This window comes from Leptobacterium meishanense (assembly GCF_037645805.1).
Lineage (GTDB): Bacteria > Bacteroidota > Bacteroidia > Flavobacteriales > Flavobacteriaceae > Leptobacterium_A > Leptobacterium_A meishanense.
Genome location: NZ_JBBEXE010000002.1, coordinates 60,354 through 78,817, shown reverse-complemented (window position 1 = coordinate 78,817; position 18,464 = coordinate 60,354). Strand labels below are relative to the sequence as shown.

The 18,464-nt window shown below is 36.0% G+C and carries 32 protein-coding genes; 1 reads left to right on the top strand and 31 read right to left on the bottom strand.

The window, feature by feature from the left end; translation table 11 throughout:
* Positions 1-22: 22 nt before the first annotated feature.
* The 31 genes from WBG21_RS02380 to rpsL all read right to left on the bottom strand — a co-directional run bounded on the left by WBG21_RS02380 (position 23) and on the right by rpsL (position 16,566).
* Positions 23-1,015: a DNA-directed RNA polymerase subunit alpha gene (locus WBG21_RS02380; RefSeq protein WP_340074428.1), complete on the bottom strand. Its 993-nt coding sequence runs from the start codon at positions 1,013-1,015 to the stop codon at positions 23-25.
* A 24-nt stretch (positions 1,016-1,039) separates the two neighbouring features.
* The gene (rpsD, locus tag WBG21_RS02375; protein WP_340074426.1) at positions 1,040-1,645 is read right to left on the bottom strand and encodes a 30S ribosomal protein S4; all 606 of its coding nucleotides are present in this window, start codon (positions 1,643-1,645) and stop codon (positions 1,040-1,042) included.
* Positions 1,646-1,736: 91 nt separating this feature from the next.
* Complete coding sequence (gene rpsK / locus WBG21_RS02370; RefSeq protein WP_340074424.1) at positions 1,737-2,129, bottom strand: 30S ribosomal protein S11; 393 nt, start codon at positions 2,127-2,129, stop codon at positions 1,737-1,739.
* A gap of 94 nt (positions 2,130-2,223) precedes the next feature.
* Complete coding sequence (gene rpsM / locus WBG21_RS02365) at positions 2,224-2,598, bottom strand: 30S ribosomal protein S13 (protein ID WP_340074422.1); 375 nt, start codon at positions 2,596-2,598, stop codon at positions 2,224-2,226.
* Between the two features lie 2 nt (positions 2,599-2,600).
* Complete coding sequence (gene ykgO / locus WBG21_RS02360) at positions 2,601-2,717, bottom strand: type B 50S ribosomal protein L36 (RefSeq protein ID WP_008992256.1); 117 nt, start codon at positions 2,715-2,717, stop codon at positions 2,601-2,603.
* 12 nt (positions 2,718-2,729) lie between these two features.
* Entirely contained in the window at positions 2,730-2,945 is a 216-nt protein-coding gene (gene infA / locus WBG21_RS02355) for a translation initiation factor IF-1 (RefSeq protein WP_014031991.1), read from the bottom strand.
* 4 nt (positions 2,946-2,949) lie between these two features.
* Complete coding sequence (gene secY / locus WBG21_RS02350) at positions 2,950-4,296, bottom strand: preprotein translocase subunit SecY (protein WP_340074419.1); 1,347 nt, start codon at positions 4,294-4,296, stop codon at positions 2,950-2,952.
* A gap of 9 nt (positions 4,297-4,305) precedes the next feature.
* Positions 4,306-4,758 carry a 50S ribosomal protein L15 gene (gene rplO / locus WBG21_RS02345; protein ID WP_340074417.1) on the bottom strand — a complete coding sequence of 151 codons (453 nt, stop codon included), beginning with the start codon at positions 4,756-4,758 and terminating at the stop codon, positions 4,306-4,308.
* Between the two features lie 14 nt (positions 4,759-4,772).
* Positions 4,773-4,952: a 50S ribosomal protein L30 gene (gene rpmD, locus WBG21_RS02340; protein WP_340074415.1), complete on the bottom strand. Its 180-nt coding sequence runs from the start codon at positions 4,950-4,952 to the stop codon at positions 4,773-4,775.
* A 21-nt stretch (positions 4,953-4,973) separates the two neighbouring features.
* The gene (gene rpsE / locus WBG21_RS02335) at positions 4,974-5,498 is read right to left on the bottom strand and encodes a 30S ribosomal protein S5 (protein WP_340074413.1); all 525 of its coding nucleotides are present in this window, start codon (positions 5,496-5,498) and stop codon (positions 4,974-4,976) included.
* 6 nt (positions 5,499-5,504) lie between these two features.
* Complete coding sequence (gene rplR / locus WBG21_RS02330) at positions 5,505-5,861, bottom strand: 50S ribosomal protein L18 (protein WP_340074411.1); 357 nt, start codon at positions 5,859-5,861, stop codon at positions 5,505-5,507.
* A gap of 12 nt (positions 5,862-5,873) precedes the next feature.
* Positions 5,874-6,416, bottom strand: coding sequence for a 50S ribosomal protein L6 (gene rplF / locus WBG21_RS02325; protein WP_340074409.1), 543 nt, complete (start codon positions 6,414-6,416; stop codon positions 5,874-5,876).
* Between the two features lie 19 nt (positions 6,417-6,435).
* Positions 6,436-6,834 (bottom strand): 30S ribosomal protein S8, encoded by a 399-nt coding sequence (gene rpsH, locus WBG21_RS02320; RefSeq protein ID WP_340074407.1) that lies wholly within the window; start codon positions 6,832-6,834, stop codon positions 6,436-6,438.
* A 16-nt stretch (positions 6,835-6,850) separates the two neighbouring features.
* Positions 6,851-7,120: a 30S ribosomal protein S14 gene (gene rpsN, locus WBG21_RS02315; protein WP_340074405.1), complete on the bottom strand. Its 270-nt coding sequence runs from the start codon at positions 7,118-7,120 to the stop codon at positions 6,851-6,853.
* 3 nt (positions 7,121-7,123) lie between these two features.
* On the bottom strand, positions 7,124-7,675 hold the full coding sequence (rplE, locus tag WBG21_RS02310; protein ID WP_340074403.1) for a 50S ribosomal protein L5: 552 nt from the start codon (positions 7,673-7,675) through the stop codon (positions 7,124-7,126).
* Between the two features lie 2 nt (positions 7,676-7,677).
* The gene (rplX, locus tag WBG21_RS02305) at positions 7,678-7,992 is read right to left on the bottom strand and encodes a 50S ribosomal protein L24 (RefSeq protein ID WP_340074401.1); all 315 of its coding nucleotides are present in this window, start codon (positions 7,990-7,992) and stop codon (positions 7,678-7,680) included.
* Between the two features lie 11 nt (positions 7,993-8,003).
* Positions 8,004-8,372 carry a 50S ribosomal protein L14 gene (gene rplN, locus WBG21_RS02300; protein WP_340074399.1) on the bottom strand — a complete coding sequence of 123 codons (369 nt, stop codon included), beginning with the start codon at positions 8,370-8,372 and terminating at the stop codon, positions 8,004-8,006.
* A gap of 2 nt (positions 8,373-8,374) precedes the next feature.
* Entirely contained in the window at positions 8,375-8,632 is a 258-nt protein-coding gene (gene rpsQ / locus WBG21_RS02295; protein WP_340074397.1) for a 30S ribosomal protein S17, read from the bottom strand.
* Positions 8,633-8,648: 16 nt separating this feature from the next.
* Positions 8,649-8,840: a 50S ribosomal protein L29 gene (gene rpmC, locus WBG21_RS02290; RefSeq protein ID WP_340074395.1), complete on the bottom strand. Its 192-nt coding sequence runs from the start codon at positions 8,838-8,840 to the stop codon at positions 8,649-8,651.
* Positions 8,841-8,845: 5 nt separating this feature from the next.
* Positions 8,846-9,265 (bottom strand): 50S ribosomal protein L16, encoded by a 420-nt coding sequence (gene rplP / locus WBG21_RS02285; protein ID WP_340074393.1) that lies wholly within the window; start codon positions 9,263-9,265, stop codon positions 8,846-8,848.
* A gap of 20 nt (positions 9,266-9,285) precedes the next feature.
* Positions 9,286-10,005, bottom strand: a complete 720-nt coding sequence (gene rpsC, locus WBG21_RS02280; protein WP_340074391.1) for a 30S ribosomal protein S3 — start codon at positions 10,003-10,005, stop codon at positions 9,286-9,288.
* Positions 10,006-10,012: 7 nt separating this feature from the next.
* Positions 10,013-10,420, bottom strand: coding sequence for a 50S ribosomal protein L22 (rplV, locus tag WBG21_RS02275; protein ID WP_340074389.1), 408 nt, complete (start codon positions 10,418-10,420; stop codon positions 10,013-10,015).
* A 9-nt stretch (positions 10,421-10,429) separates the two neighbouring features.
* Positions 10,430-10,708, bottom strand: coding sequence for a 30S ribosomal protein S19 (gene rpsS / locus WBG21_RS02270; protein WP_340074387.1), 279 nt, complete (start codon positions 10,706-10,708; stop codon positions 10,430-10,432).
* Positions 10,709-10,719: 11 nt separating this feature from the next.
* Positions 10,720-11,544, bottom strand: a complete 825-nt coding sequence (gene rplB / locus WBG21_RS02265; protein WP_340074385.1) for a 50S ribosomal protein L2 — start codon at positions 11,542-11,544, stop codon at positions 10,720-10,722.
* A gap of 12 nt (positions 11,545-11,556) precedes the next feature.
* Positions 11,557-11,847 carry a 50S ribosomal protein L23 gene (gene rplW / locus WBG21_RS02260; RefSeq protein ID WP_340074383.1) on the bottom strand — a complete coding sequence of 97 codons (291 nt, stop codon included), beginning with the start codon at positions 11,845-11,847 and terminating at the stop codon, positions 11,557-11,559.
* Positions 11,848-11,857: 10 nt separating this feature from the next.
* Complete coding sequence (gene rplD / locus WBG21_RS02255; RefSeq protein ID WP_340074381.1) at positions 11,858-12,484, bottom strand: 50S ribosomal protein L4; 627 nt, start codon at positions 12,482-12,484, stop codon at positions 11,858-11,860.
* Positions 12,484-13,101 (bottom strand): 50S ribosomal protein L3, encoded by a 618-nt coding sequence (gene rplC / locus WBG21_RS02250; RefSeq protein WP_340074379.1) that lies wholly within the window; start codon positions 13,099-13,101, stop codon positions 12,484-12,486. Before rplC ends, rplD begins: the two co-directional genes overlap by 1 nt.
* Before the next feature lie 133 nt (positions 13,102-13,234).
* On the bottom strand, positions 13,235-13,540 hold the full coding sequence (gene rpsJ, locus WBG21_RS02245; RefSeq protein ID WP_265769619.1) for a 30S ribosomal protein S10: 306 nt from the start codon (positions 13,538-13,540) through the stop codon (positions 13,235-13,237).
* Between the two features lie 11 nt (positions 13,541-13,551).
* Positions 13,552-15,678 (bottom strand): elongation factor G, encoded by a 2,127-nt coding sequence (fusA, locus tag WBG21_RS02240; protein WP_340074374.1) that lies wholly within the window; start codon positions 15,676-15,678, stop codon positions 13,552-13,554.
* A 15-nt stretch (positions 15,679-15,693) separates the two neighbouring features.
* On the bottom strand, positions 15,694-16,170 hold the full coding sequence (rpsG, locus tag WBG21_RS02235; RefSeq protein WP_340074372.1) for a 30S ribosomal protein S7: 477 nt from the start codon (positions 16,168-16,170) through the stop codon (positions 15,694-15,696).
* A gap of 21 nt (positions 16,171-16,191) precedes the next feature.
* The gene (gene rpsL / locus WBG21_RS02230) at positions 16,192-16,566 is read right to left on the bottom strand and encodes a 30S ribosomal protein S12 (protein ID WP_340074370.1); all 375 of its coding nucleotides are present in this window, start codon (positions 16,564-16,566) and stop codon (positions 16,192-16,194) included.
* Positions 16,567-16,827: 261 nt separating this feature from the next.
* Here rpsL and WBG21_RS02225 point away from each other — a divergent pair, with 261 nt between their 5' ends.
* The gene (locus WBG21_RS02225) at positions 16,828-18,450 is read left to right on the top strand and encodes a BamA/TamA family outer membrane protein (RefSeq protein WP_340074368.1); all 1,623 of its coding nucleotides are present in this window, start codon (positions 16,828-16,830) and stop codon (positions 18,448-18,450) included.
* The last annotated feature ends 14 nt before the right edge of the window (positions 18,451-18,464 follow it).

The following is an 18,464-nucleotide window of genomic DNA, read 5'->3' as shown; positions in this document are numbered from 1 at the left end:
GTTCCACAGAAGACATATGTGATTAGTCTTTATCTAATTTGTATTTTGATAGATCCATTCCAAAACTAAGCCCCTTAACATTCACCAATTCTTCCAGTTCTGTTAACGACTTTTTGCCAAAGTTTCGGAATTTCATCAAATCATTCTTATTATAGGATACTAAGTCGCCTAGAGTATCTACTTCCGCAGCTTTTAAACAGTTCAGTGCACGAACTGAAAGATCCATATCAACAAGCTTTGTTTTTAAAAGTTGTCTCATATGAAGTGACTCTTCATCGTAGGTCTCTGTTTGCGCTATTTCATCTGCTTCAAGTGTAATCCGCTCATCTGAAAATAGCATAAAATGGTGAATAAGTGTCTTGGCAGCTTCCGTCAATGCATCTTTGGGATGAATAGAACCATCAGTAACTATTTCAAAGACTAATTTTTCATAATCTGTTTTTTGTTCTACACGAAAGTTCTCAATGCTGTATTTTACATTCTTGATCGGTGTATATATAGCATCTGTAGCAATGGTGCCAATAGGTGCATTTGCTTTCTTATTTTCCTCTGCAGGAACATACCCACGGCCTTTCTCCACAACAAGCTCCATGTCAATATTTACATCTGGTTCCATATTGCAGATGACCAAGTCGGCGTTCAGAATCTGAAATCCGGATATAAAGTTCTGAAGATCGCCGGCAGTTAATTGTTTTTTACCCGATACAGAAACAGAAATTGTTTCATTATCGATATCTTCTATTTGTCTTTTAAAACGAACTTGTTTTAAATTGAGAATAATTTCTGTAACATCTTCTACTACTCCCGGAATAGTGGAAAATTCGTGTTCTACTTTATCTATTCGCACTGATGTAATAGCAAAGCCTTCTAATGAAGACAGAAGAACTCTTCTTAATGCATTACCAATGGTCAATCCATATCCAGGTTCTAAAGGGCGGAATTCGAATTTCCCTTCAAAATCTGAAGAATCAATCATTATAACTTTATCGGGTTTTTGAAAATTAAATATTGCCATAATACGGACTACTATCTGGATTATTTATTTAGAGTATAATTCAACTATTAATTGTTCTTTGATATTCTCTGGAATCTGAATTCGTTCCGGAACAGAAACAAATGTTCCTTCTTTCTTTTCAGCATTCCAAGTGATCCATTCATATACAGAGCTATTAGTTGTTAAAGAATCTTCAATAACACCTAATGACTTTGATTTCTCTCTTACACCAATAATATCGCCTGGTTTTAATGAATATGAAGGAATATTTACAATATCTCCATTTACTGTAATATGTCTATGGGATACTAATTGGCGTGCTCCTCTTCTGGTAGGTGAAATACCCATTCGGTACACTACATTGTCAAGTCTTACTTCACATAGTTGAAGAAGCACTTCTCCGGTAACTCCCTTGCTACGCGTTGCTTTTTCAAATAGATTTCTGAACTGACGTTCTAAAACACCATAAGTATATTTTGCTTTTTGCTTTTCCATTAACTGGATAGCATACTCTGATTTCTTACCTCTTCGTCTATTGTTTCCATGTTGACCTGGAGGGTAATTCTTTTTTTCAAAAGATTTATCGTCCCCAAAAATTGCTTCGCCAAATTTTCGTGCAATCTTAGTTTTTGGACCTCTGTATCTTGCCATACTTTTTAAAAAATTAGTGGGATTGACTATGAATTAAGGCTGTCCTTCGATAGTCATCAACATCCCAGTGGTTAATGATTATAACAAATTATTAAACTCTTCTTCTCTTTGGCGGACGGCATCCATTATGTGGCAATGGTGTAACATCCACTATTTCTGTAACTTCTATCCCTGCATTATGTATAGATCTAATAGCTGATTCTCTACCATTCCCAGGTCCTTTTACATATACTTTCACTTTTCTAAGACCTGCTTCTTGTGCAGTTTTAGCAGCATCTTCTGCTGCTAATTGAGCTGCATAGGGCGTATTCTTCTTAGATCCTCTAAATCCCATTTTACCAGCAGATGACCATGAGACCACATCTCCCTTTTTATTAGTCAAGGATATAATAATATTATTGAAAGTTGCAGAAATGTGCGCCTCTCCAATTGCATCTACTACAACTTTTCTCTTCTTAGAAGTTTTTGTACTTGATTTTGCCATATTTTTTCTAGCATTTAGATTTAGTTATTAGCTGTTAGATATAAAGTATTATTAAAAACCTAACCCCTAATACTAATTACTATTTACTTAATTATTACTTAGTTGCTTTTTTCTTATTTGCAACTGTTTTTCTTTTACCTTTTCTGGTTCTGGAATTGTTTTTAGTCCGTTGTCCGCGTAAAGGAAGTCCTGACCTATGACGAATTCCTCTGTAACATCCAATATCCATTAGACGTTTGATGCTCAATTGAACTTCAGAACGTAACTCTCCTTCAATTTTGTAGGAAGAAACTGCTTCACGAATACGACCTATTTCTTCATCATTCCAATCAGATACTTTTGTATCTTCATTAACTTGAGCTTTTTCTAAAATTTCTTTAGCTCTGCTTTTTCCAACACCAAAAATGTAGGTTAATGCAATAACTCCTCTTTTTTGTTTTGGTATATCTACTCCTGCGATTCTTGCCATAACTATCCTTGTCTTTGTTTAAATCTAGGATTCTTTTTATTTATTACATACAATCTCCCTTTACGACGCACAATTTTGCACTCGGGACTTCTTTTTTTTACTGATGCTCTTACTTTCATCTGTTTATACTTTTAGTATCTATAAGTAATTCTCGCTTTAGTTAGGTCATATGGGCTCATTTCCAACTTCACTTTATCTCCCGGCAATAATTTAATATAATGCATTCGCATCTTCCCTGAGATATGAGCTGTAACCACATGTCCATTTTCTAATTCAACTCTAAACATTGCATTAGATAATGCTTCTATGATGGTACCGTCTTGTTCTATTGCTGGTTGCTTAGCCATAAAATTATGCTACTATTTTCCTGTTTTTTCCTGTTTTCATCAAACCGTCATAGTGCCTGTTCAGCAGATATGAGTTTACTTGCTGCATTGTATCAATCGCTACACCCACCATAATTAGTAATGACGTACCTCCATAAAATAAGGCCCATCCTTGTTGAATCCCTACTATTTTAACAACTACGGCTGGCAATACTGCTATAATTGCAAGGAATATGGATCCTGGAAAAGTAATTAACGACATAATTCTGTCTAAATAATCAGCTGTTTCTTTTCCTGGCCTAATCCCTGGAATAAAACCATTGCTGCGTTTTAGGTCATCTGCCATCTTATTGGTTGGTACTGTAATTGCCGTATAGAAATATGTAAACACTATAATAAGTAGTGCAAAAACTAAATTGTACCAGAATCCAAATATATCTCCAAATGCTGCTCTTATAGATTGCGCTGTTTCAGAATCAGATAAGCTAGCTAATGCGCTTGGGACAAACATGATTGCTTGTGCAAAAATAATAGGCATTACTCCTGATGCATTTAGTTTCAACGGTATATATTGTCTGGATCCAAAAACATTTTTTTCATATCCTCCCGAAGCCGTTCTCCTTGCATATTGCACCGGTATCTGACGTGTTGCCATCACTAACATCACACTTGCTAAAATCACTACGAACCAAATAATAAGCTCTATAAGTATCAACATCAACCCACCATTATTCTCTGAAACTCTTGATACAAACTCTTGAACGAATGACAAAGGTAGTTGTGCAATGATACCTACCATAATTAAAAGCGATATCCCATTACCAATTCCTTTATCTGTGATTTTCTCTCCCAGCCACATGGCAAATATGGTGCCTGTAACCAGAATAATTACTGAAGGAATTATAAAATCTAAACCTTTCCCTAAAAGAAAAGCACTATCGGGCACTCCTAATGCACCTAGCCCATACAAATATGCCGGTGCCTGCACAATACATATACCTATAGTTAACCATCTGGTAATTTGGTTAATTGTTCTTCTTCCACTTTCTCCTTCTTTTTGTAATTTCTGCAAGTAAGGAACGGCAATCCCCATTAATTGAACAACAATCGAGGCTGAGATATATGGCATGATCCCTAGTGCAAATACAGAGGCATTTGCAAATGCACCTCCTGTAAACGCATTCAAAATTCCTAATAATCCACCTCCATCAGTCCTACTGGTTAATTCTTCTAACTGAACAGAATCAATTCCGGGAAGTACTACATGTGCTCCAAACCGATAAACCAATAGCAATCCTAAGGTAACTACTATTCTACCTTTTAGCTCATCTATTTTCCAAATATTACTAAGTGTTTCGAAAAACTTCTTCATGCGTTATTTTTACAATGTTACTGCTTCTCCTCCGGCTGCTTCAATGGCTGCTTTTGCAGAGGCAGTAAATTTATGTACAGATACTTTCAGTTTAGATTTTAATTCTCCTCCCCCTAATATCTTGACCAAATCACTTCTTTTAACTACTTTATTGTTAATTAATACATCCATATCAACAGTATCCTTAACAAGGCCTTTATCTGCCATTGCTTGGAGCTTATCTAAATTGATACCTACATATTCTTTACGGTTAATATTATTAAACCCAAATTTAGGGACACGTCTTTGAAGTGGCATCTGTCCTCCTTCAAATCCAATTTTCTTAGAATATCCTGAGCGAGACTTAGCTCCTTTATGTCCTCGGGTAGCTGTTCCCCCTTTTCCTGATCCTTGTCCTCTTCCTACTCTTTTTCCGTCTTTATGAACTGACCCAGCTGCAGGTTTTAAGTTATTTAAACTCATAACAATATATCTTATTATACTTCTTCTACAGAAACTAAATGTTTAACTTTATTTACCATACCAAGGATATTGGGGGTTGCTTCATGTTCCACTACCTGTCCAATGCCTTTAAGGCCTAATGCCTCTAACGTCCTCTTTTGATTTTGAGGGCGTTTGATATTACTTTTTACTTGTGTGACTTTAATCTTTCCCATTATATACTCCCTTAGTATAAATTAACCATTAAATACTTTCTCTACAGAAACACCTCGTTGTTTTGCAATTGTTTCAGCACTTCTTAATCGTAATAGTGCATCAAAAGTAGCCTTTACAACATTATGTGGATTAGAGGACCCTTGTGATTTTGAAAGTACATCATGTACTCCTACTGCTTCTAACACTGCTCTAACAGCACCTCCTGCTATTACTCCCGTACCATGAGAAGCCGGTTGTAGATATACACGGGCACCTCCATATTTTCCTTTTTGCTCATGTGGCAATGTACCTTTGTTCAAAGGGATACGGACAAGGTTTTTCTTGGCATCTTCAACAGCTTTAGAAATTGCATCTGATACTTCTTTAGACTTTCCCAAACCATGGCCTACTACACCATTCTCGTCACCTACAACTACAATAGCGGAAAAACCAAAAGCCCTTCCTCCTTTTGTAACTTTTGTAACTCTTTGAACACCAACAAGCCTGTCTTTTAATTCAAGTCCTCCCGGTTTAACTGTCTCTACATTTTTATAGTTCTGATACATATTTTCTTAGAATTTTAGTCCTGCTTCCCTAGCTCCTTCTGCTAATGATTTTACTCTCCCATGATATAAATACCCGCCTCGGTCAAAAGATATAGTCTCTATTCCGGCTTTTAAGGCTTTTTCTGCAATTGCTTTTCCTACAAGACTTGCGATTGCTACTTTAGTGTTTTTCTCTTTACTAATATCTTTATCCCTAGATGAAGCAGCTACTACCGTTGCGCCTGTAGTATCATCTATTATTTGAGCATAAATCTCTTTATTGCTTCTGTAAACAGCCAATCTTGGTCTTCCGGAAGTTCCGGAAATAACCTTTCTAATTCTGTTTCTAATTCGTTGTCTTCTTTCAGTCTTTGATAATGCCATGATTGCTACTTATTAAGCTGATTTACCTGCTTTTCTTCTTAATTGTTCTCCAACAAACTTAATTCCTTTTCCTTTGTAAGGTTCGGGTTTACGGAAAGAGCGTATTTTAGCTGCGACCTGTCCAACTAACTGCTTGTCATGAGAGGTTAATTTAACAATTGGGTTTTTCCCTTTTTCTGAAATAGCCTCTACCTTAACCTCAGGTGCCAAATCAAGTATAATATTGTGAGAATAACCTAATGCCAAATCTAACCTTTGTCCTTGATTGCTAGCTCTATAACCGACCCCTACCAATTCTAACTCTTTCGTGAATCCTTCAGATACTCCAAGTACCATATTGTTAATTAATGCCCTGTACAGACCATGCTTAGCTTTTTGGTGTTTAGTATCATCTGTGGTTTCTAATACTAACTGCCCTTCTTCCTGTTTTACAGTAATGTCTTTGACTTCTTGGGTTAATTCTCCAAGCTTGCCTTTTACAGTAACTAAGCTATTTTCTATAGTTATGCTTACTCCTTCAGGAACATTTATTGGGTTTTTACCTATTCTTGACATTTTTCTTGTCTTTATAATTTTAGTAAACGTAACATAATACTTCGCCTCCTACATTGTCTTTTTTAGCTTGTTTACTGGTCATCACACCATGTGAAGTAGAAACAATTGCTATTCCGAGGCCATTTAATACTCTGGGCAAATCACCTGAACCAGCATATTTACGTAACCCTGGTTTACTAACCCGTTGAATTTTTCTAATAACAGGTTCTTTAGTGATTTTATCATATTTTAATGCTATTTTGATACTCCCTTGCGGGCCATTTTCATCAAACTTATAGCTAAGTATATATCCTTGATCAAAAAGGATTTTAGTAATTTCTTTTTTAAGATTAGAAGCCGGAATTTCAACTATCCTGTGCCCTGCGCTGTTGGCATTTCTAATTCTTGTTAAATAATCTGCTATAGGATCTGTATACATTTTATTGTCCTTTATATTACCAACTTGCTTTTTTAACTCCCGGAATTAATCCTTGATTGGCCATTTCTCTAAAAGTAACACGAGAAATTCCGAATGTCCGCATGTATCCTCGAGGTCTTCCTGTTAATTTACATCTGTTGTGTAAACGAACCGGGGAAGCATTTTTTGGAAGCTTTTGTAACGCTTCATAATCTCCTGCTTCTTTCAGGGTTTTTCTTTTAGCGGCATATTTTGCTACTAATTTTTGTCTTTTTACCTCACGGGCTTTCATTGATTCTTTAGCCATGTCTTAATTCTTTTTAAAAGGTAATCCCAATTCGTTTAATAATGATTTCGCTTCTTTGTCTGTATTAGCAGAAGTTACAAATGTAATATCCATCCCCGATATCCTGTTTACTTTATCAATGTCAATTTCAGGGAATATAATTTGTTCTGTAACACCTAAATTATAATTTCCTCTACCATCAAAACCTCCTGCATTAACCCCATTGAAATCTCTTACTCTAGGCAATGCCGTAGTAATCAGTCTATCTAAAAACTCATACATCTTTTCTCCTCGTAAAGTTACTTTTGCTCCTATTGGCATTCCTTTACGCAATTTAAAAGATGCTACATCTTTTTTAGATATTGTTGCAATTGCTTTTTGACCGGATATTTTTGTTAATTCATCTACAGCATAGTCTATTAATTTCTTATCTGCTACAGCAGCTCCTACACCTCGACTAATAACAATTTTCTCTAATTTAGGTACTTGCATTACATTCTTGTATCCAAACTCATCTCTTAGAGCAGTTATTACTCTTTCTCTATATTCTGTTTTTAATCTTGGAATGTACCCCATAACTATACTACTTCATTAGATTTTTTAGACACTCTAACTTTTTTCCCATCTCTCTCTTCAAAACCTACTCTTGTTACCTCTTTTGTTTTAGGATCAATCAAAGAAAGGTTTGAAATATGGACAGGAGCTTCTTTTTTAACAATACCACCTTGAGGGTTTTTCGCACTTGGTTTTTCATGTTTTGAAACCATGTTAAGCCCTTCTACTATTGCTTTATTTTTTTCACGAAAAACTCGGAGTACTTTTCCTTCTGAACCTTTATGGTCTCCGGCTATTACTCTTACTGTATCCCCTGATTTTATCTTCAGCTTTATCATTTTTTAATGTTTTAAAGCACTTCCGGTGCTAATGAAACAATTTTCATAAACTGTTTGTCTCGTAACTCTCTGGCTACTGGCCCAAATACACGGGTTCCTCTCATTTCTCCTGTAGGGTTCAATAATACACATGCATTGTCATCAAAACGTATATACGAACCGTCTGGTCTTCTTACTTCTTTTTTGGTACGAACAACTACTGCGGTAGAGACTGTCCCTTTTTTAACATTACCATTAGGAGTAGCTTCTTTTACAGTAACAACTATTTTATCACCTACGGAAGCATATCTTCTTTTTGTTCCCCCTAAAACACGAATGGTCAAAACTTCTTTTGCTCCCGTGTTATCAGCTACTTTTAATCGACTCTCTTGTTGTACCATAATTATTTAGCTCTTTCAATGATTTCAACTAATCTCCAACGTTTAGATTTACTTAAAGGTCTAGTTTCCATGATCTTTACAGTATCTCCAATATTGCAGTCGTTTTCTTCGTCGTGTGCAACATATTTTTTTGTTTTTAACACGAATTTACCATACATAGGATGTTTTACCCTTTTTACTTCAGAAACCACAATTGATTTCTGCATTTTGTTACTGGTAACAACTCCTATTCTTTCTTTTCTTAAATTTCTTTTTTCCATCTTTAGCAGAATCGAATTATTGTAATTCTCTTTTTGACAGCTCAGTTGCTACTCTAGCTATTGTTCTTCGTACTGTTCTAAGTTGAAGCGGATTTTCTAATGGGGTGACAGTATGTGCCATTTTCAAATCTGCATAACTTTTTTTAAGTTCTCCAAGTTTTTCTTGTAACTCGGTACTGGATAATTCTTTTACTTCTGATTGTCTCATAATAATTATGCTTCAAAATCCCTTGCTACAACAAACTTTGTTTTTACAGGAAGTTTTTGAGCTGCTAAACGCAACGCTTCCTTGGCTATATCTAGTGGAACCCCTCCTACTTCAAACATAACTCTACCTGGTTTCACCACAGCAGCCCAATATTCCGGGGCTCCTTTTCCTTTACCCATACGAACCTCTAAAGGTTTCTTAGTAATAGGCTTATCCGGAAATATTTTTATCCATAATTGCCCCTGTCTTTTCATATAACGCGTAGCAGCAATACGTGCCGCTTCTATTTGGCGGGCAGTGATGAATGAGGAATCCATAGATTTAATGCCAAACATACCATTTGAAAGTTGGTGACCTCGTTGTGAGTTCCCTTTCATACGGCCTTTCTGCATTTTACGATACTTCGTCCTTTTTGGCTGTAACATGTTTCTTTTTCTTTAAAAAATTACTTTCTTCTACGAGCTTTTTTGGCTCCATTGGATCCGGAAGCACCTTTTCCTTGTTTTTTAGACATTCCGACTAATGGAGATAATTCCCTTTTCCCATATACTTCTCCTTTCATTATCCATACTTTTATCCCTAATCTACCATATGTGGTATGGGCTTCTAATATAGCATAGTCAATATCAGCTCTAAAAGTGGATAGCGGAATTCTTCCGTCTTTGTATGATTCAGACCTTGCCATCTCAGCGCCATTTAAACGTCCTGAAATTTGTATTTTAATACCTTCTGCATTCATCCGCATCGCCGCTGCAATTGCCATTTTAATAGCGCGTCTGTATGAAATCCTACTTTCTATTTGACGTGCTACGCTCGCTGCAACCAAATTTGCATCTAATTCGGGTCTTTTAATTTCAAAGATGTTGATCTGAACTTCTTTATTTGTAATCTTTTTAAGCTCTTCTTTTAACTTGTCTACTTCCTGACCGCCTTTACCAATAATAATTCCGGGGCGTGCCGTGGTGATAGTAACGGTTACAAGTTTTAAAGTGCGTTCAATTATTACCCTTGAAACGCTTGCTTTGGATAGACGTGCACGAACATATTTTCTTACCTTATCGTCTTCGGCAAGTTTATCGCCATAATCATTCCCTCCATACCAGTTAGATTCCCATCCTCTGATAATACCAAGGCGATTTCCGATTGGATTTGTTTTTTGTCCCATACTATCTTTAGCTTTGTGTATTATTGCTTGATCCCAACACTAATGTCACATGGTTGGAACGTTTTCTGATTCTGTGTGCTCTTCCTTGAGGTGCCGGACGAAGTCTTTTCAACATACTCCCTCCGTCTACCTTTATTTCTTTGATGAATAAATCTGCTTCTTCTATTGCAGCATCCTCATTTTTAGCTTGCCAGTTAGCTATTGCAGAAAGCAATAGTTTTTCTAAACGGCGTGAAGCTTCTTTCTCATTAAATTTTAAAATAGCAAGTGCCTTTTCTACTTTTTCACCTCTAATTAAGTTTGCTACTATACGCATCTTTCTTGGTGATGTAGGGCAGTTGTTCAATTTTGCAAATGATAAGCTTTTTTTAGCTTCTTTTATCTGTTCTGCTCTTTCTCTTTTACGAACTCCCATGACTTACTATTATTTTTTTCCTTTATTTTTTGCACCTGCATGGCCTCTGAATGACCTTGTTGGTGAAAATTCTCCTAATTTGTGACCTACCATGTTTTCTGTTATATAAACAGGAACAAACTGACGGCCATTATGAACCGCTATGGTTTGACCTACAAAATCCGGTGTGATCATTGAAGCCCTAGACCAAGTCTTTATAACTGATTTTTTACCAGATTCTACATTCTGTTGAATCTTCTTTTCTAAACTATAATGAACGTAAGGTCCTTTTTTTAGTGAACGTGCCATGTTTTATCCTTTTATTTCTTTCTACGTTCTATGATATATTTGTTGCTAGATTTGGTTTTAGAACGGGTTCTGTAACCTTTAGCCGGAATTCCATTTCTGGATCGTGGATGCCCTCCTGAAGCTCTTCCTTCACCACCGCCCATCGGGTGGTCTACAGGGTTCATTGCTACCGGTCTTGTTCTCGGTCTTCTACCTAACCATCTTGTTCTACCAGCTTTACCTGATACTATCAATTGATGATCCGAATTTGAGACAGCTCCTATAGTTGCCATACAATTAATGAGTATCATTCGTGTTTCCCCCGATGGAAGTTTTATTGTAGCATATTTACCTTCTTTCGCCATTAATTGTGCAAAAGCACCCGCACTTCGTGCCATAACGGCACCTTGCCCGGGATGTAATTCGATGCATGAAATAATAGTTCCTAAAGGAATATCACTCAAAGGTAAAGCATTACCTATTTCCGGGGGTGACCCTGTTCCGGAAACAACTATTTGACCAACCTGCATACCATTTTGAGCTATGATATAATTCTTCTCCCCGTCAGTATATTTTATTAATGCAATAAATGCCGTACGGTTTGGGTCATATTGTATAGATTCTACAGTTGCTTCTATACCTGTCTTGTTTCTTTTGAAATCAATAATACGGTATTTTCTTTTATGACCTCCCCCTCTATATCGGGTAGTCATCTTTCCTTGACTGTTTCTACCTCCTGTCTTTTTTAACGGAGCAAGCAAGCTTTTTTCCGGCTTATCAGTAGTAATCGCGTCAAATCCGTTTACTACTCTAAATCGCTGTCCAGGGGTTATTGGTTTTAATTTTCTAACTGACATTTTAGTCTTTTCTTATATATTACTATAGAAATCAATGGAATCTCCTTCTGTTACTTGTATAATAGCTTTTTTGTATCCACTGATTTTTCCATTTTGTATTCCGGTTCTTGTATATCGAACTCTCCTTTTTGGAGCATAATTCATTGTACGAACTTTCTCTACTGAAACACCGTACGAACTCTCTACTGCAGTCTTAATTTCTATTTTGTTTGCATTAGAGTTAACAATGAAACCATAGCGGTTGTTCAACTCACCATCTGAGGTCATTTTTTCCGTAATAATAGGTTTTATTAACACACTCATGATTTCTTATTTACTTTAAGTTCGATTCAATCCCTTCTATAGATCCTTCCAAAAGGACTATATTGTTAGCATTTAATATTTTGTAAGTGCTTAATTCTGAGTTAGTTATAACTTCAGATGTTTTCAAATTACGCGACGACAAATATACATTATTATTTGAATCACCCAATACAAATAAAGATTTTTTGTTTTCTAACCCTAAAGTCTTTAAAACATTTGTAAAATCTTTTGTCTTTGGTGCTTCAAAAGAAAAGTCTTCCATTACCATAATAGACTTTTCTTTAGCCTTCATACTTAAAGCCGACTTACGTGCTAACCGTTTTACATTCTTATTGAGTTTTTGGGTATAATCTTTTGGTCTTGGACCAAAAACCCTACCTCCTCCTTTGAATAATGGATTTTTAATACTCCCTGCTCTGGCAGTACCAGTCCCTTTTTGTTTCTTTATCTTTCTTGTGCTACCTGTTATTTCTGCTCTTTCCTTAGCCTTATGCGTTCCTTGTCGCTGATTGGCCAAATATCGCTTTACATCTAAATAAACAGCATGTTCATTAGGATCTATAGCAAAGATGTCATCGGAAAGCGTTACTTTTCTTCCCGTCTCTTTTCCGTTTATGTCTATTACTGCTACTTTCATTACTTCTGAACGATTACGTAAGCGTTTTTATGGCCGGGCACACATCCTTTTATAACTAAAAGATTCTTGTCTGCTACCACTTTCAACACTTTTAAGTTTTGAACTGTTACTTTTTCTGCGCCCATTCTTCCTGCCATTCGCATTCCTTTGAATACTCTTGACGGGTATGACGATGCACCTATGGATCCTGGAGCTCTAAGACGGTTGTGCTGTCCGTGAGTAGCTTGTCCTACCCCTCCAAAGCCATGTCTTTTAACAACTCCTTGGAATCCTTTTCCTTTTGATGTTCCTGAAACATCAACAAATTCTCCTTCTACAAAATGTTCTACCGTAATGGTATCCCCTAATTTAAATTCTCCTTCAAAATCTTGAAATTCAACAACTTTTTTCTTTGGAGAAACACCTGCTTTTTTATAATGCCCTTGTTCGGCTTTATTTGCACGTTTTTCTGCCTTGTCATCGAAACCAAGCTGAAGGGCTTCGTACCCGTCTACCTCTTTGGTTCTGACTTGGGTAACTACGCATGGTCCAGCTTCTATGACAGTACATGGAATATTTTTTCCATTCTCATCAAAAATGCTGGTCATACCTACTTTCTTTCCTATTAACCCAGACATAATTATTATTTATTTTAATTTAAAAAATTCAGGGTTAAAAACACCTTCAACCCTGAATGTATTTTTTCCCGTTTTTCCTTTGCAAAATGCTCCGGACATGTTTTTATATGGAAGGGCATCCCTTCCAGGTGTATCACACTTTGATTTCTACTTCTACACCACTTGGCAATTCGAGCTTCATTAATGCATCGATTGTTTTTGATGATGAACTATAGATATCTAATAATCTTTTATATGAACTCAACTGAAATTGTTCTCTTGACTTTTTGTTTACGTGCGGAGAACGTAAAACAGTAAATAGTTTCTTGTGTGTTGGTAATGGGATAGGGCCTGTTACTACAGCTCCTGTACTTTTTACCGTTTTTACGATTTTTTCAGCTGACTTATCAACTAAATTATGATCGTATGATTTTAATTTTATTCTAATTTTTTGACTCATCTCCTAAAACTTTAAGCGGTTACTCCTTTTGCTGCTTTTATCACTTCTTCTGCAATGTTTGCAGGTGTTTCTGCATAATGGGAAAACTCCATTGTTGAAGTTGCCCTACCAGAAGATAATGTTCTTAATGATGTTACATATCCAAACATTTCTGAAAGTGGCACTTCAGCTTTGATTACTTTAGAACCTGCCCTATCATCCATGTTGTTTACCTGTCCACGGCGACGGTTAAGGTCTCCTACAATATCTCCCATGTTTTCTTCAGGAGTAAGCACTTCTAATTTCATGATAGGCTCCATTAATACAGCACGTGCCGATTTAGCCGCTTCTTTATATCCCAGTTTAGCTGCCAATTCAAATGAAAGTGAATCGGAGTCAACAGGGTGGAACGAACCATCCTTAAGGGTAATTTTCATGGAATCCATCTCGAATCCGGCTAGAGGTCCATTTTTCATAGCTTCTCTAAACCCTTTCTCTACAGACGGGATATATTCCTTTGGAATATTACCTCCTTTTATCCCGTTTACAAATTCAAGACCTGATTTTCCTTCCTCAGCAGGTTCCATAGTAAATACGATATCTGCAAATTTACCACGCCCACCTGTTTGTTTTTTATAAACTTCTCTATGATCAGCTCTTCCTGTTATGGCTTCTTTATATTCTACCTGTGGCTGACCTTGGTTAACGTCCACTTTAAACTCACGTCTCAAACGATCTACAATAATATCTAAGTGAAGTTCGCCCATTCCTGAGATAATCGTTTGTCCTGAAGCTTCATCTGTTTTCACTTGAAAAGTTGGGTCTTCCTCTGCTAGTTTAGCTAGAGACATTCCCAATTTATCAACGTCTGCCTTTGTTTTTGGCTCAACAGCGATACCAATTACAGGATCCGGAAATATCATACTTTCTAACACAATAGGATGTTTCTCATCACATAAAGTATCTCCGGTCTTAATTTCTTTAAACCCTACTGCTGCACCAATATCTCCTGCTTCAATATATTCGATTGCATTCTGCTTATTGGAATGCATTTGATATATACGTGAAATACGTTCTTTTTTACCTGAGCGAGTATTTAAAACATAGGATCCGGCATCTAACCTTCCAGAATATGCACGGAAAAATGCCAATCTCCCTACGAATGGATCCGTCGCAATCTTAAATGCCAACGCTGAAAAAGGATCATTTACCGATGGCTTTCTGGAAATTTCATCACCTGTATCAGGATCTGTTCCAATAATAGCATCCTTATCTATCGGAGATGGCAAATACCTGCATACAGCATCTAACAAAAATTGCACTCCTTTATTCTTAAAGGAAGAACCACAAATCATTGGTATGATACTCATATCCATAACTGCAGCTCTTAACGCCGTGTGGATTTCATCTTCCGTAATGGAGTTTTCATCTTCAAAAAACTTCTCCATTAATGCTTCATCGTATTCAGCAACTGCCTCAATGAGTGCTACTCTATGCTCATTTACTTCATCTTGCATCTCTGCAGGAATATCAATTACATCAAATGTAGACCCAAAATTATCTTCGTGCCATACAATAGCCCTGTTCTTAACTAGATCTACTATTCCCTTAAAATCAGCTTCATCTCCAATAGGCAACACAATAGGTACTGCATTAGACCCTAACATCTCCCTAACTTGCTTGCAAACATTCAAGAAGTTGGAGCCTTGCCGGTCCATTTTATTTACAAAGCCCATACGTGGTACCTTGTAATTATCTGCCAGTCTCCAGTTAGTTTCTGACTGAGGTTCTACTCCGTCAACAGCACTAAATAAGAAAACCAATCCATCAAGAACCCTTAAAGATCGGTTTACCTCTACTGTAAAATCAACGTGACCGGGTGTATCAATGATATTAAAATGATATCCTTCTGTGCCTGAAGTTGGTTTTCCATTCTCTGTCGGAAAGTTCCATGTACATGTAGTTGCTGCAGAAGTAATAGTGATCCCACGCTCTTGTTCTTGCTCCATCCAGTCCATTGTAGCCGCACCGTCATGTACCTCTCCTATCTTATGGCTAACCCCTGTATAAAAAAGTATCCGCTCTGTAGTAGTAGTTTTACCTGCATCAATGTGAGCTGCAATACCTATATTTCTTGTATATTTTAAATCTCTTCCCATTTCTTTTTATAGTGATTAGAATCTAAAATGTGAAAATGCTTTATTAGCTTCTGCCATTTTATGCGTGTCTACTCTTTTCTTCACTGCGGCACCTTCTTCTTTTGCAGCTGCTAAAATTTCAGCTGCTAATTTCTGGGCCATGGCCTTTTCATTTCGCTTACGCGCGAAACTAATAAGCCATTTCATCGCCATTGATACCTTTCTGTCCGGACGTATCTGCATAGGTATTTGAAAAGTTGCCCCTCCTACCCGACGGCTTCTTACTTCCACATGTGGCATCACATTAGATAGTGCATCTTTCCAAAGTTCCAATGCTGTTTTTTCGTCGTCTTGTTTCTTTTGGTCTACAATATCAATAGCATCGTAGAATACTTTATATGCTATAGACTTTTTACCATCCCACATAAGGTTATTCACAAAGCGGGTTACCAATTGATCATTAAATCGGGGATCTGGTAATAATGGTCTTTTCTTTGCTTGTCTTTTTCTCATTACTGTTCTTTAAAAAGTTAGTTACTTTTTAGGGCGCTTGGTTCCGTATTTAGATCTTCTTTGCGTCCTACCTTGAACACCAGCAGTATCCAAAGCTCCACGAACGATATGATATCTAACCCCCGGCAAATCTTTAACCCTTCCGCCTCTTACTAATACTATCGAGTGCTCTTGGAGGTTGTGACCTTCTCCGGGGATGTATGCGTTTACTTCATTGCCATTGGTAAGCCTAACCCTTGCTACTTTACGCATTGCAGAGTTTGGTTTTTTAGGCGTTGTTGTGTAAACTCGCGTACACACCCCTCTTCGTTGAGGGCACGAATCCAAAGCAGCCGATTTACTCTTCTTAGTAATTTTGACCCTTCCTTTTCGTACTAATTGTGAAATTGTTGGCATAATTTACGTTACAATAATTATGATTTTTATATAAATCCCTCTTTTTAGAGGGTCGCAAAGGTAGAAATATTTTCCAATTTTTCAAACGTTCACATATTTATTTTCAGCTAATATCACTTTTTTTGTCCCCATGAAACAACTCCTCATTATATTTTATGTTATTTTACAAAAAATAAAACTGTTTTGAGAGCATTTTTTTTCTGCTTGTTTACCTTAATATTTATACTTACATCATATAATATATATGGGCAAAAAATTAAAGTGCACATAAAAGGGAAAAGCAAAAGCGAAAACATCATTATTGACAGTATTGGTTACCAACAAGAACATATTGATATTAAGAGCCTTTATGAAACACTGAACTCATTTCATGAACAATTACATCGTATTGGTTATTTAGAAAGTGCGTTGATTTCACTCAAGAAAGAAAATGACACTCTATATATTGCTAATTGGGTTCTTAATAAAAAAATAATATCTGCGTCTATAACGTATGATGAAGAAAAAATCCCAAGAACAGCACTTATTAATATTTTACCTACCAATTCTAAAATCAATAAAAACTCCTTTAAAATAGACTTCAAACAAACAGCAAATGTTCTAGAAAAAATAACCACCTTCTTCGAGAAAAAGGGAGATCCTTTTATAGAGGCCAATCTTGAAAACTTAAAAGTACGGAACGACACTCTAATGGCTAAGCTTATTATTTCTACAACTAAAAACAGAACGCTTGATAAAATTATTGTAAAAGGTTATAAAAAATTCCCAAAAGCTTTTTTAAAAAACAACCAAATACTTAAAAAAGGGAAGGTCTTCTATAAAGATGATTTCATTAAAAACACCTTGACAATTAATTCTCTTCCTTTTATTGAAGAAATTAAGCCCCCTGAAGTACTCTTCGAAAAAGACAGCACTACTGTTTTCTTATATTTAAAAAAAAGATCGGCAAATTCATTTGATGGTTTTTTAGGATTTGGCACAGACCAAAGCAATAGTAACATAAATCTCAATGGTTATATTGATTTAAAATTATTAAACAATCTAAATAAAGGAGAAGAATTTGTCTTAAACTGGAAAAACAACGGTAATAAACAAACTACTTTTAAGACAGCACTTACTATCCCTTATATATTTAATACTCCCATTGGATTAAATACTGAACTTAACATATTACGCCAAGACTCTATATTTAGCAACACGTCCACTGTTTTTAATTTAGAGTATGCTTTGAATACAAATTCGCTCATGAGAATCGGCATTGAGAACTTAAACACTAATAGCACATCTGAAGTCATAACTGATAACATATTAAAAGACCTTTCTTCTATTTTCTATACTATTGGTTTTCAAAAAAAAGTTAATAGCTCAAACAACTCTTTACTTAAAGAAAAGTTCCTCATAGATATACGATTCGGACATGGCTATCGCAAAACAGATCAGCAAAAAACAGATCAGCAAAAAATCAATACATCTATAAGCTACCGCTGGGATTTAGACAGAAGAAACAAAATTTACCTAAAAAACACCTTTCAGTCATTATTCTCTGATGATTATTTTTTAAGCGAAAAAATACGCTATGGAGGAATTAATTCAATAAGAGGCTTCAATGAAAACACTATTGAAGCTACATTATATAATGTGATTAATACAGAATATCAGGTATTTCTATCTAATGATACATACATCCACTCTATTATAGATATCGGGTATACCGAAGACAAACTAGTAGGCAGTAAAAATAATTTATACGGTTTTGGTTTTGGTTTTTCTACAAAAACGGCAGGTGGAATTTTAAAATTCAACTATGCAGTTGGCAAGACCAATGACTCCAGCATTAAACTATCAGAATCTAAAATACATGTCAGCTTTTCCTCCTTTTTTTAATCCTTTGGAGTTTG